13 protein-coding genes are annotated in these 12,138 nt (G+C 66.2%); 5 read left to right on the forward strand and 8 right to left on the reverse strand.

Features of this window, described 5'->3' with window-relative positions; genetic code table 11:
* Nucleotides 1-11: 11 nt before the first annotated feature.
* Nucleotides 12-1,187 carry an MFS transporter gene (locus tag QX204_RS23165; protein WP_301908085.1) on the forward strand — a complete coding sequence of 392 codons (1,176 nt, stop codon included), beginning with the start codon at nt 12-14 and terminating at the stop codon, nt 1,185-1,187.
* A 185-nt stretch (nt 1,188-1,372) separates the two neighbouring features.
* Here QX204_RS23165 and QX204_RS23170 read toward each other — a convergent pair whose 3' ends face one another.
* The 3 genes from QX204_RS23170 to serA all read right to left on the reverse strand — a co-directional run bounded on the left by QX204_RS23170 (nt 1,373) and on the right by serA (nt 5,048).
* Nucleotides 1,373-1,981 (reverse strand): Uma2 family endonuclease, encoded by a 609-nt coding sequence (locus tag QX204_RS23170; RefSeq protein WP_301902280.1) that lies wholly within the window; start codon nt 1,979-1,981, stop codon nt 1,373-1,375.
* Between the two features lie 226 nt (nt 1,982-2,207).
* Complete coding sequence (locus QX204_RS23175; RefSeq protein ID WP_301902281.1) at nt 2,208-3,215, reverse strand: 3-isopropylmalate dehydrogenase; 1,008 nt, start codon at nt 3,213-3,215, stop codon at nt 2,208-2,210.
* 234 nt (nt 3,216-3,449) lie between these two features.
* A complete protein-coding gene (gene serA / locus QX204_RS23180) occupies nt 3,450-5,048 on the reverse strand; it encodes a phosphoglycerate dehydrogenase (RefSeq protein ID WP_301902282.1) in 1,599 nt (532 codons plus the stop codon).
* A 135-nt stretch (nt 5,049-5,183) separates the two neighbouring features.
* Between serA and QX204_RS23185 the strand changes: the two genes are divergently transcribed.
* Nucleotides 5,184-5,987: a nucleotidyltransferase domain-containing protein gene (locus QX204_RS23185; protein WP_301902284.1), complete on the forward strand. Its 804-nt coding sequence runs from the start codon at nt 5,184-5,186 to the stop codon at nt 5,985-5,987.
* 73 nt (nt 5,988-6,060) lie between these two features.
* Here QX204_RS23185 and QX204_RS23190 read toward each other — a convergent pair whose 3' ends face one another.
* Entirely contained in the window at nt 6,061-6,264 is a 204-nt protein-coding gene (locus tag QX204_RS23190) for a cold-shock protein (RefSeq protein WP_056812000.1), read from the reverse strand.
* Between the two features lie 421 nt (nt 6,265-6,685).
* Between QX204_RS23190 and QX204_RS23195 the strand changes: the two genes are divergently transcribed.
* The gene (locus QX204_RS23195; RefSeq protein WP_301902285.1) at nt 6,686-7,468 is read left to right on the forward strand and encodes an MHYT domain-containing protein; all 783 of its coding nucleotides are present in this window, start codon (nt 6,686-6,688) and stop codon (nt 7,466-7,468) included.
* Between the two features lie 13 nt (nt 7,469-7,481).
* Here QX204_RS23195 and QX204_RS23200 read toward each other — a convergent pair whose 3' ends face one another.
* On the reverse strand, nt 7,482-7,685 hold the full coding sequence (locus tag QX204_RS23200) for a cold-shock protein (protein ID WP_056815711.1): 204 nt from the start codon (nt 7,683-7,685) through the stop codon (nt 7,482-7,484).
* A 168-nt stretch (nt 7,686-7,853) separates the two neighbouring features.
* Here QX204_RS23200 and QX204_RS23205 point away from each other — a divergent pair, with 168 nt between their 5' ends.
* Nucleotides 7,854-9,146 (forward strand): hypothetical protein, encoded by a 1,293-nt coding sequence (locus QX204_RS23205; protein WP_301902286.1) that lies wholly within the window; start codon nt 7,854-7,856, stop codon nt 9,144-9,146.
* On the opposite strand, the gene QX204_RS23210 is transcribed toward QX204_RS23205, so the two are convergent.
* Complete coding sequence (locus tag QX204_RS23210; protein ID WP_301902287.1) at nt 9,136-9,579, reverse strand: NUDIX hydrolase; 444 nt, start codon at nt 9,577-9,579, stop codon at nt 9,136-9,138. The two genes, QX204_RS23205 and QX204_RS23210, sit on opposite strands and share 11 nt — an antisense overlap.
* A gap of 77 nt (nt 9,580-9,656) precedes the next feature.
* On the opposite strand from QX204_RS23210, the gene QX204_RS23215 reads away from it, so the two are divergent.
* A complete protein-coding gene (locus QX204_RS23215) occupies nt 9,657-10,301 on the forward strand; it encodes an ABC transporter permease family protein (protein ID WP_301902288.1) in 645 nt (214 codons plus the stop codon).
* A 16-nt stretch (nt 10,302-10,317) separates the two neighbouring features.
* Here QX204_RS23215 and QX204_RS23220 read toward each other — a convergent pair whose 3' ends face one another.
* Both QX204_RS23220 and QX204_RS23225 read right to left on the reverse strand, forming a co-directional pair.
* Complete coding sequence (locus tag QX204_RS23220; RefSeq protein ID WP_301902289.1) at nt 10,318-11,208, reverse strand: hypothetical protein; 891 nt, start codon at nt 11,206-11,208, stop codon at nt 10,318-10,320.
* A gap of 160 nt (nt 11,209-11,368) precedes the next feature.
* Nucleotides 11,369-12,076, reverse strand: a complete 708-nt coding sequence (locus tag QX204_RS23225; protein WP_301902291.1) for a DUF6339 family protein — start codon at nt 12,074-12,076, stop codon at nt 11,369-11,371.
* Nucleotides 12,077-12,138 lie beyond the last annotated feature (62 nt).

Here is a 12,138-nt window from a genome sequence, read left to right on the forward strand (position 1 = left end):
ACGCGCGGCCGATGGCCGAAGTAACGCAGATCGGTGACGGCAGACGCTGGTTGATGCTCGCCCTCGGCGTCTTCGCGCAGACCTCGAGTTCGATCTTCATCCACGGCACCCCGTTCCTGCTGCCCGCCCTCACCGCCCGTGGCGATTCGCTCGCGTCCGCCGGCGCGCTGGTGGCACTACCGACGGTAGGTCTGGTCTGCACCCTGATCGCGTGGGGGTACGTGGTCGACCGGATCGGCGAACGCATCGTGCTGGTAGCGGGAACGCTACTGATGTTCGCGGCGGGCGTCGGCGCGGCCGTGGTGGACAACCCGGTCGCGTTCGGCGTGCTGCTGTTCGTGGGCGGTATCGGCGCTGCCAGCTCCAACGGCGCCAGTGGCCGGGTGATCGTCGGCTGGTTCCCGCCGGATCGACGCGGCCTGGCCATGGGCATCCGCCAGACCGCGCAACCGCTGGGGGTCGGCATCGGCGCACTCACCATCCCGTGGGTAGCCGCGAACCACGGCATCCCCGCGGCTCTGTTGGTGCCCGCGCTGATGGCCGGTGTCGCCGCGATCGGCTGTCTGGTCGGCATCGTCGACCCACCGCGACCGGCGGCGAAGGCCGCCGACCGCGCCAACCCCTATCGCGGGGACTCCACCCTGTGGCGCATCCACGGCGTCTCGATCCTGCTGGTCGTCCCCCAGGCCACCCTGTGGACCTTCGGTCTGCTGTGGCTGCACGTCGACCTGGGCTGGTCGCTGGCCGCCGCGGGCGCGCTGATGACCGCCACCCAATTCCTGGGCGCCGCGGGAAGAATCGGCGCGGGAGCCTGGTCGGACCGCGTCGGCTCCCGCCTCGGCCCCCTGCGCCAGGTAGCCGTCGCCGCCGCCGTCGCCATGGCCGCCCTGACGATCACCGCCTGGACCGACTGGTGGTGGGCCGCCGTCCCCCTGATGGTCGCGGCCTCGGTGATCTCGGTGTCCGACAACGGCTTGGCTTTCACCGCCGTGGCCGAAATCGCGGGCCCGTTCTGGAGCGGCCGAGGTCTCGGCATCCAGAACACCGGCCAGAACCTCGCGATAGCGGCCGTCCCACCACTTTTCGGTGCCGTCATCACCGCAACCGGCTTCCCGGTGGTGTACGCGTTGGCGGCGGTCGCTGCTCTGGCAGCGGTGCCCTTTGTGCCAAGAGGATCCCGAAAATAGCGGCCCACTAGTCTGGTTCATCGCGATACGGCACCATCTGCCCTGCTCGCACCGTCCCCATGAATGGCGTGTCGGGACAGTCGAGTAGCCGGATCACGCACTCACCGGACACAATTCGATCCGCGTCACCTACGGCAATGGCTCGCTCCGGAATTCAGCCGGAGCGAGCCATTGCCGCCGAGCAGTCAGAACTCGATCAGCTGTTCGGGATCGAAGGACACTCGAACATCGCTGTCCCCCTGCAACACTACGTCGAACACCGAGCCGGATCCGACCGCCGGATCGGCACGATAGGTACCTGCGACGGGATCGAGCACCAGCCGGATGACTCGAATTCCGGGACGGTGCTCCACAATCCAATATTCGGGAATCCCGAGCGCCGCATACTCACCGACCTTTCGCACCCGATCGGTACGTTCACTTCCGCTGCCCGGCGAGACCACCTCGACGACCAGCAAGACGTCGAGTCCTGGAAGCATTCTCGGCACCTCGTCCACGATCACCGATCGCGCGACGTCACGAGGAACGATGAGAACATCAGGCTTCCGTACACCTGAAGGGGTGCTGATCTCCCACTCACCGCCGTCGAAAACCACAAGTGAGTCGTTGGGCAGTGCACCTCGCACCATGTGAGCCAGCCGATGCGCGATCCAGTTGTGCCGAGCCCCCGCAGCCACCTCGACCAACCATCCGTCCTCGAGTTCGAACCCTTTGCCGTCCTCCGACAGGTCGTGCAGATCGAGCACAGTGTAAGGGCCGAAGCCGCTGTCACCGGCAGCGCGGTCAACAGTCATCTCGCCTCCCGATCTGGGGCCTTCCACCCTCCATGTGCCTGTCCGCCCGACTGGACACGCCACGATGTGATCAGTCTAGTCACCGGGGTATGGGATAGACACCACCGTCGGGACCGCCTACGCATTCAGCGAACCAGCGCACACATTTTCGCCGATACTGCCGACCCGAAACCGGGAAGGGCCTGCACCATCGAGCTCCGGTGCAGGCTCTTCCTGTCGAGTTGTCCTAGACGATGGCCGCGATGCGGTCGCCGACCTCCACGGTGGAGGCGGTACCGGTGCGCGAGGCCAGGTCCTTGGCCACAGCGGATTCGATGCGGGTCGCGCCCTCGGTGTTGCCGAGGTGGTTGAGCAGCAGCGAAACCGAGAGGATGGCGGCGGTCGGGTCGGCCTTGGACTGGCCCGCGATGTCGGGGGCACTGCCGTGGACCGGCTCGAACATCGACGGGTTGACGCCCGAGGCATCGATGTTGCCCGAGGCGGCCAGGCCGATGCCACCGCTCACGGCGGCGGCCAGGTCGGTGATGATGTCGCCGAACAGGTTGTCGGTGACGATCACGTCGAAGCGGCCCGGGTCGGTCACCATGTGGATGGTGGCGGCGTCGATGTGCTGGTACGCCGTGGTCACCTCGGGGAATTCGACGGCGACCTCGTCGACGGTGCGCTGCCACAGCGAGCCGGCGAAGGTGAGCACATTGTTCTTGTGCACCAGGGTGAGGTGCTTGCGACGGGCCTGCGCGGTAGCGAAGGCGTAGCGCACCACGCGCTCGATGCCGAAGCGGGTGTTGTTGGAGACCTCGGTCGCCACCTCGTGCGGCGTGCCGACGCGGATCGCGCCACCGGTACCGGTGTAGGGGCCTTCGGTGCCCTCACGCACGACCACGAAGTCGATGTCCGGGTTGCCCGACAGCGGGCTGGTGACGCCGACGTGCAGCTTCGACGGACGCAGGTTCACGTGGTGATCCAGCGCGAAACGGGTCTTGAGCAGCAGCCCACGCTCGAGCACACCGCTGGGCACCGACGGATCGCCGATCGCGCCGAGCAGGATCGCGTCGTGCTGCTTGAGCTCGGGCAGCACCGACTCCGGCAGGATCTCCCCGGTGCGGTGGTAGCGCGCGGCCCCCAGGTCGTATTCGGTCTTCTCGATGCCGGGCACCACCACGTCGAGCACCTTGAGCGCCTCGGCGATGACCTCGGGACCGATGCCGTCACCGGCGATAACTGCGAGTTTCATGAGTCCAGCTCCCGTTCAGAGAATCGGCGGTCGCCACGACCGACCGAAGCGGTGCCGTTACGCACCGACTCAACCCCGTCGAGGCCGACCCCGAGGAGGCTTGCCCGCGCAGCGGGCGTCGCGGCCGCCTCGACGAAAGGCGGGGCGAGACAATGCGCCGAAGGCGCGAGTATCGCCCCGCATTTCGTCGGGACCGGCGGGGCCGCGACTCGAGCGCGCCGGCGCTCCGATAGATCAGACCAGGTCGACCAGGACGACCTTCGAGGCACCGACGGCCTCGGCGATCGCGGTCTGCACCTCGGCGGGAACCTCGGCGTTGACGCGCAGCACCACGGTCGCGCCTTCGGCATCCACGTCCTGGCTCAGCTGCGCGGCCAGGATGTCGATCTCGGCCTCGCCCAGCAGGGTGCCGATCTTGCCCAGCGCGCCCGGCTTATCGCTGTAGTTCAGCACGGCCAGGTTCAGGCCCTCGGCGCGCATGTCGTAGTTGCGGCCGTTGATGTTGACGATCTTCTCGACCAGGTTCGGCTCGGTCAGGGTGCCCGCCACGTTCAGGGTCGAACCGTCGCCGAACACGGCGCGCAGGTCGACGACGCTGCGGTGGGTCGGGCTCTCCGAAGCGGTGGTGACGGTGGCGGTGATGCCACGCTCCTTGGCCAGCGCCGGGGCGTTGACGAAGGTGACCTGGTCCTCGACCAGCGCCGAGAACACACCGCGCAGCGCGGACAGTTCCAGCACGGCGACGTCCTGCGCGGACAGCTCGCCGCGGACCTGCACCTCGACGCTGACGGGCAGCTCGCTGGCGATGGCGCCCAGCAGCGCACCCTGCTTGCGGACCACGTCGAGCCAGGGGGCGACCTCGTCGTTCACAGCGCCACCGGTGACGTTCACCGCGCCCGGCACGAACTCACCGGCCAGCGACAGCAGCACCGACTTGGCGACATCGGTACCCGCACGATCCTGGGCTTCCGAGGTGGAGGCGCCGAGGTGCGGCGTCACGACGACCTGCGGGAGGTCGAACAGCGGCGAGTCGGTGCACGGCTCGGTCTCGAACACGTCCAGACCGGCGGCACGCACGTGGCCGGACTTGATGGCGTCGGCGAGCGCCTGCTCGTCGATCAGCCCACCGCGGGCGGCGTTGACGATGATGACGCCCGGCTTGGTCTTGGCCAGCGTCTCGGCGTTGAGCATGCCCTTGGTCTCGGGCGTCTTCGGCAGGTGGATGGAGATGAAGTCGGCGCGCTCGAGCACCTCCTCCAGGCTCAGCAGCTCGATGCCGAGCTGGGCGGCGCGAGCGGGCGAGGTGTAGGGGTCGTAGGCGACGATCTTGGTCTCGAAAGCGGCCAGACGCTGCGCGAACAGCTGACCGATGCGGCCGAGGCCGATCACGCCGACGGTCTTGCCGAAGATCTCGACACCGTTGAACTTGCTGCGCGCCCAGGTCTTCTCCCGCAGGGTCGCGTCGGCGGCCGGGATCTGGCGCGCGGCCGAGAGCAGCAGCGTGACCGCGTGCTCGGCGGCGGTGTGGATGTTGGAGGTCGGCGCGTTGACGACCATCACGCCACGCTCGGTGGCGGCGGGCACGTCGACATTGTCGAGGCCGACACCGGCCCGGGCGACGATCTGCAGCTTCTTGCCCGCGTCGAGCACCTCGGCGTCGACAGTGGTGGCCGAGCGCACGAGCAGCGCGTCGGCCTCGGGAACCGCGGCGAGCAGCGCCGGGCGGTCGGGTCCGTCGACCCAGCGAACCTCGACACCGTCACCGAGTGCGTCGACGGTCGACTGGGCGAGCTTGTCGGCGATCAGAACTACAGGACGGCCTGCTTGGCTCACTGTGGGGTACTCCTGGGGAAGAATGGGGGTCGGCAATTACCGCCGCCCAGAATAGTCGCCCGAACTTCGGCTGCCCTTACCCCCCTGCCCGAAAACCGGGTGAACCCTGGGCGCCGCCCCCTCTACCATCACCGCATGTCCTTGCGCACCGTCCCCGAATCGATGGACCCGGCCGTGGTGGCCGCCGTCGACACCGAGCTCGATCGGGTGGCGGTCGAGCACAACGTGTCCATCCGGCTCGCCATCGAAAGCGGTAGCCGTGCTTGGGGTTTCCCCTCGCCGGACTCCGATTACGACTGCCGTTTCGTGTATGTGGCCGACCTGGACACCTATCTGTCCCCGTGGCGCACCCGCGATGTGATCGAAACACCGCTGATCGGCCTGCTCGACGTGAACGGCTGGGATCTGGCGAAGGCGCTGCGCCTGTTGGTGGCGGGCAACGCGGTGCTCGTCGAATGGTTGATGTCGCCGATCGTCTACCGCGGCGACGAGGCGTTTCGCACCCGGCTGCGCGAGGTGGCCATGGAGGTCGCCGATCGCGACCGGATCGCCCGGCACTACCTGCACCTGGGCGCGCGTCAGTGGGCGCTGTTCGAGCGCACCGGCGGCTTGAAGAAGGTGTTCTACGCGTTGCGGCCCGCGATGGCGCTGCGGTGGCTGCGCGAGCACCCCGGTGCCGCGGTGGCGCCGATGCACCTGCCGACGCTGATCGCCGAGTGCGCACTGCCGACCGACCTCGTGGCGGCGATCACCGAGCTGACAGATCTCAAGTCGAAGACAAGGGAGATGGGTTCGGCCGCCCCGCCCGCGCTGATCACAGCGTTCATCGATGCCGAATTCGAGACAGCCAGGGTGGAATTCGCCGCGCGCGGACCACGCGATCTCACCACGTCGATGGCTGTCACCGGCGAGTTCTTCCGCGCCGAAGCGCTGAGGTGACCTACCCCTGAATAGCAGAAACTCCGCACCATCCGGTGCGGAGCTTCACATTCGTACGCTGGTCAGCGCAGAATCAGATGGCGCGAACGTCCTGAGCCTGGGGGCCCTTCTGACCCTGACCGACCTCGAACTCCACGCGCTGGCCCTCTTCGAGGGACTTGAAGCCGGAGCCGCCGATCGCGGAGTAATGAACGAAGACGTCCGGGCCGCCTCCGTCTTGGGCGATGAAGCCGAAGCCCTTTTCGCCGTTGAACCACTTAACAACACCCTGTGCCATTTCAAAACCTTCTGTAGATGAGCTAGGTCCTAATAGTCCGGCCCTGGTCTCGGTGTCCACCATGCCATGATCCGACGAATTCGGCCACATCGCACAGTGCAAAGTGTGCGAACTGTGAGGAACGCAACCCGTGGATGCTGCCAGCCGGCGCTGTCACGGACGTGACGCAACCCGCATTTTTCGGGCGGATGCTCAGCGTATGCCGAGGTAGTTGCTCCGCGGATGCCGGATTGCCTGCGGACGCACGCACCGAACCGACTGGAATGCTTCACCATCGAGAGCCCTACGTATTTGTGACGAGCCACCGTCAGCGACCCTTTACATTTTCGAGAAACCCAGTACGGCAAATTCCCTACCAGCGTATTTTCCGGGTTCGTGAGGGATCGCACGCCTCGCCGAGAAATCACGCAAGGAGTAGACGGTGCTGGATATCAACCATTTCACTTACGGCTGGGTGACACCCCTGCTGGCCTATGTCATGTCGGTCGTCGGGTCGATGCTGGCGCTGCGTTGCATGGTTCGCTCGCGCGCATCGGGCATGCACGGCGGCTGGCTCACCGCGGCCGCGATCGCACTCGGTGGTACCGGTATCTGGGTCATGCATTTCATCGCGATGCTCGGTTTTTCGGTCCAGGGCGTGACCATCCGCTACAACGTCCCCATCACCCTGTTCAGCGCCGCCGTCGCCATGGGTGTGGTGTGGCTCGGATTATCGATCGTGGTGCGCCGCAGCTGGGACAGCGTCGCGTTACCGGTCGGCGGCACGATCACCGGACTCGGTGTCGGGGCCATGCACTACGCGGGCATGTACGCGATGAAGACCGATGCCGAGATCATCTACGACCCCGTCGTGGTCGCCGCGTCGCTCGCCATCGCCGTGATCGCCTCGATCGCGGCACTGTGGTTCGCCCTGCACATCCACGGCTTCCTCGCCACCATCGGCGCCGCCCTGCCGATGGGCGTGGCCGTCACCGGCATGCACTACACCGGCATGTTCTCGATGAGCGCGCACACCAGCGCCCACGTCGCCCACGCCACCGGCGCCACCGCCGCCCAGCTGCTCACCCCACTGATCATCGGTATCAGCATGGTGACCATGATCCTGCTGATGCAGGTCGGCATCACCGAGGCCGAGGATCCCAACCTCGCCCGCCCGGTCCACGGTCAGCGCGCGAGCCGCTTCTGGCCCAGCGGCCAGAACTGACGCTCTCTTCTGATCACCCGGCCCGCACATCGTGCGCTTCGGGTCCGCGCCGAGTCTCGGTGACGGTGTATTCCACCCGCTGACCGTCGCGCAGCGTGCGCCACCCCCCGCCGGCCAGCTCGGTGTACTCGACGAACACGTCTGGTCCACCGGCGTCGGGAGTGATGAACCCGAAACCCTTGCCGCTGTCGAACCAGGTCACGACCCCGCTTGGCATCATCGGCCTCCGACTCCTGTGCCTGCCAACCTGATTCGTCAATCGTCGCATGCCGGCGCCCGCGACACGAACGGCATTCGATTCCAGGAGCCGATCGCCCGGTGACGAAATGGATATGCTCCGGACACGGTCCGCCCGGACCGGGTCAGCCGCGAGAACGGGGATTCGGTGCAGCCTTCGACCGTTCGCTGCGCGGCCGAAGCCGTCACGGTCTTCGTCGCCACCTCGGTCGCGGCGCTCGCTATCATGCTGCCGATCAGTTTCTCGTCGTTGGCGGCGTCGCTGCATGTCGACCTGCTGGTGTTCAACGTTCCGCGGGCGATGACCGGTGCGGCGTTCATCGCGGTGATCACCGCCGCCATCACGGTGGCCATCGGCAGCGCGCGCACGGCCCGCTGGACCGCGCTGGTCGCGCTGGTCGGCATCTTGGTGAACCATCTCGCCTTGATCCCGGACAGCGCCGACGGTCACCTCGACGTTTTGTCGCTGCCCACCTTGAACTTCATCGACGCGCTGCTCGCGGGTGTCGTCATCGGCGCGCTCGCGATCGCCGTCTGGAACGAACCGCCGCTGCGAACCGTCTACCTGTTCGGCACGCTCGGCGGCACCATCCTCGGTGACCTGACCCAGTCGCCCACCGACCCGAACTCCGACGGTTTCAGCGGCACGCTCGGCGGCACGCTGCCCCTGTGGTTCATCGCGGCCAGCGTGCTCGCCCTCGCCTATTTCGCGCTCACCACCGCGTCCACACCCCGCTGGAGCACCGAAACCGCCATTCCGCTGGCGCCTGTGTTCGCCGCCGTCGTCGCCTACACGGCGACCATCATCACCGCGCTCGCCGTGGCCTCCCACAAGACCAGCGCCCCCTATCTGATCATCGCCTCGATCGCCGCCATCGCGACCGCGGTCGCCGCCGCGCTGATCCTGCCGGGACGCGACGGCCTTCTGGTCCTGCTGATGAGCAGTTTCTCCGTCGCGGGCAGCCTCGTCATCACGCTGCCGCGCTCGGGCTGGGTCGACCTCGCCACGCTGGCAGCCACTGCCGCCGGCCTACTGCTCGGCATGCGCACACCACGTCCGCTGGTGGCCGCGGTGAGCGTGCTCGCCCTGGCCTGCCTCGTCCTCGCCGCCGACGTCTTCGCCCCACCCGCCACGCTCACCGCCACCTTCGGCTGCCTCGCGCTCGGCTCGGTCGCCGGGTACTGCCTCGGCACGTCGGTTCCGCAGAGCCCCCCGTCCGCGACTGTCGGCCTGGCGATCCTGTTCGTACCCTCGATCGGAGTCGCCTTGAGCGACAGCAATTTCGGCCACCTCGCCTATTCATCGTCGTGGTACCGCACCGCGGACGTCGACCGAGGTGTCGGCCCCGGCGTGGTCGCGATCGTCGTGGCCCTCGGCTGCGCGATCGCGGTCCTGGCCCTGATGCGCCGCCGCGAGGCGACGCCGACCGTCAGCCCGTAGCCGATTCCCACCCGTATTCCGAAAACACCTGCCCGGACAGCACTTTGCCGATGCCCACTCGGCAGTAGTCGACGATCTCGTCGGGCAAGCCCGCGGGATCGAACCATTCGAGTTCCGAACACTTCTCGGGCTCGCGATTGGTGACCGGACCCGTCCATCGCCGCACGGTGAAGAACATCTGCACCCGTTCGTCACTGAGCAACACATGCGCGAATTCCACATCCCGAGCATCGATGTCGATGCCCACCTCCTCGCGTGCCTCCCTGATCAACCCGGCCACCGCCGACTCCCCCGCCTCCAGATGTCCCGCAGGCACATGGAACAACCCGTCCCCGAACCCCGTATTCGCCCTGCGCCCCAACAACACCCGTTCCCGCGCATCGACCAACACCAGATGAACCCCCACCAGCACCCGATACTTCTCCACCGTCACCCCTCCTGAACGATTTTCCCCCGCTCGAGAACTTCGAGACCGTGACTGCCACAGATGTTTCGGGGTATACCCACATCATGAGTTTCCCGGTGTCCTTCGGGTTGGCCCAGGTCGGTCTCCTGGCCATGATCGCCCTCGCCGTCGTCCTGTTGATCATGGCCGCACTGGCCGCCACCCGCCGCCGCGGACCCCGAGCCGTTCTCGGCCGCGCGGTTCCCGGCGCCGCCATCCTCGTGGTCGCGGTCCTCCTACTCTGGATCGCCACCCTCCTACAGACCTACCTCGGCCTCACCGGCGAAATCAAAGCCGCGCACGTAGTCGCCAAACCCGTTGCCGGCCAAGAACACCAGCTCGATCTCGTCCTCACCCAGTTCGACGAAGACGGCAACGCGGGTCAGCCGACAACGCATCGCATCGAGGGCGACATGTTCGCCCTACAGTCCAACATCGTCGAACTCGAACCGTGGGTCAACGCCCTCGGCTTCCACTCCGGCTACAAACTCAGCCGCCTGTACGGCCAACGCCTCGACGGCAAATCCCCCGCCCAAGACCACATCTTCCTCAACGGCGGCGACCGCGACTTCTTCGAAGACATGAACGAAAACCGCTGGTACACCAACCCCTTCGTCCGCTCCGCCTACGGCAACGCCACCATCGCCACCCCCGGCGAATACGACGTTTACATCTCCCGAGACGCCATCAAGGTCCGCCAGACGGACTGATCTGCGGGAAAACCGCTCAATCGAAGAGTTCGCCGGCCCTGGTCGCGGTCACTGCCTGCAACAGCCATGCGTTGAGCTGATCGAGGTCAGTCGTTCCAACGAGCAGCTCGCGCTGGGCCGCCGAGAGCTCGATTCCGCGACCAGTGAGCACAGTCAGCACCGAGCGTGCGACTCCCAAACCAACCCCCTCTTCGAGGCCCTCCTCGCGTCCCTGGGCGCGCAGCCGCTGAGCAGACTCCGAACGGAAGAACGACAGATCCGTTTCCATTTTGTCCCTCCAAAGCTGGGCTGCGTCGGTATGTGAAATTCCCTGTTCGATGAGTTCAGCGTAGAACGCGGTCTCACCATCCAATCCGTGTCGCCGGAAAGCGATGATGATCGACTCCAGTATCGCACCGATCTCGGGCTCACGGGCGTGAGTAATCGCCGACAGTGCAGCAAGAGGCAGGTCGGCGAGGACATCCGCCGGGTCAGTGATGGCAGGCACATTATGTGGGCCGAGGACGATGGGCAGCAAAGTGAAGCACGTCCAGCCCCGATACATGAGCGTCAACGGCTTGCTTGCCCAGGTGGCGGTCTCCTTGTCATGACAGACGACCACCAGCACAACAGGCAACCGATACTTATTGTGCAAGAAAGTCACGTAGTACGACCACGCGGCTACCCGCGAGTTGTCGCTGCTCGATTGCGCCTCCACGATGAGCAAGAACTCGTCCACCGCGGTCGTGACCCGCAGAATCGTGTCCGCCCGCCGTTCAACTGGCGCCGTCTCGGTCAGGTCAACCGAAATCTGTTCCACTGCAACGGGATCAGGGAACGGTAGGTCGAGTACGCGGAAGGCATGACCGACCGCCGCGGCGTTGTGAGTGAAGATCCCGTGCATCGCTTCATGCGATGAGCTGACCATGCGCGAAGGCTATCAATCTTCGAACTAGAGTTCGAATCGGACAATCGGCACACACGGGCTGCCCTGCGGCGCAGTCGCTTCGAAACGTTGGTCGCCGAAAATCGTCAGCTCGAATCCGGAGACGCAGTATCGCCTTCGCACCTTCTCAGACGCATGGAATTCAGGACACCGCGCCGAAGACTCGCGCTGCCCGAGGTTCTACCTCGTTGGCAGGTACTCGACCGCCGAACGACAGGTAGCCGAACACCGTTTCCTTCGCGATTTCGAGCAGTTCCTCGTCCAGCGCCCGACTGTCCAGCGCCTCGAAGACGACGAACGGCGCCAGCCGAAGAAGGCGTTTGAGGAAGTCGCGGAGGATGTCTCGTTCGGTGATGTCGGGGCCTGAGAAGTCCATCTGCTTCCAGGTGCGCAGAATCGACTGGATCAGGTGGGGGCTACCGCCGAGGGCTGCGCGGCGGGCGTAGATCTGGTCGAAGGCTGCTTCACCGAGGACGTAAAGCGCGGCGTATGGGTCGGAGTCGGTCGGGGCGTATACGAGCTGGGCTCTCCACCACATGCGTCCGAGGACGTGGCGGGTGAGATCGGAGCCGAGCACTCGATCGCCTGGAGGCTTCGGGTAGCGCCAGTGCGCGACGTCAGGGAGGACTATCAGCGCGAGAAAGGCCCAGACGTCGCCGGAGGCTGCCTCGGCAGGCGAGATTCGCATCTCGCGGTGCAGTATAACGGCGAGCTGCAGGTCGAAGCTGACCTTTTGCTTGGCATCCGGTGGTTGCGGAAAGCCGGATTCCTTGGCCAAGTCGACGACGATGTCGCGCAGCAATTGGAGCGTGGCCGGATCGACCCGTGTGCCGCCAGTTGCGACGAACACCGCAGAGCTGTCGGAGAGTGAGCACCGACTGTTCAACTCGATCGGACTGCGCTCTCTGTATT

The sequence above is a fragment of the Nocardia sp. PE-7 genome, assembly GCF_030486425.1.
Taxonomy (GTDB): Bacteria; Actinomycetota; Actinomycetes; order Mycobacteriales; family Mycobacteriaceae; genus Nocardia; species Nocardia salmonicida_A.

Excerpts from the sequence above, each read along its gene's own strand:
- QX204_RS23165 (WP_301908085.1), top strand. The coding sequence starts at position 12 with ATGGCCGAAGTAACGCAGATCGGTGACGGCAGACGCTGGTTGATGCTC.
- QX204_RS23170 (WP_301902280.1), bottom strand. The coding sequence starts at position 1,981 with ATGACTGTTGACCGCGCTGCCGGTGACAGCGGCTTCGGCCCTTACACT.
- QX204_RS23175 (WP_301902281.1), bottom strand. The coding sequence starts at position 3,215 with ATGAAACTCGCAGTTATCGCCGGTGACGGCATCGGTCCCGAGGTCATC.
- QX204_RS23185 (WP_301902284.1), top strand. The coding sequence starts at position 5,184 with ATGTCCTTGCGCACCGTCCCCGAATCGATGGACCCGGCCGTGGTGGCC.
- QX204_RS23190 (WP_056812000.1), bottom strand. The coding sequence starts at position 6,264 with ATGGCACAGGGTGTTGTTAAGTGGTTCAACGGCGAAAAGGGCTTCGGC.
- QX204_RS23200 (WP_056815711.1), bottom strand. The coding sequence starts at position 7,685 with ATGCCAAGCGGGGTCGTGACCTGGTTCGACAGCGGCAAGGGTTTCGGG.
- QX204_RS23215 (WP_301902288.1), top strand. The coding sequence starts at position 9,657 with ATGAGTTTCCCGGTGTCCTTCGGGTTGGCCCAGGTCGGTCTCCTGGCC.
- QX204_RS23220 (WP_301902289.1), bottom strand. The coding sequence starts at position 11,208 with ATGGTCAGCTCATCGCATGAAGCGATGCACGGGATCTTCACTCACAAC.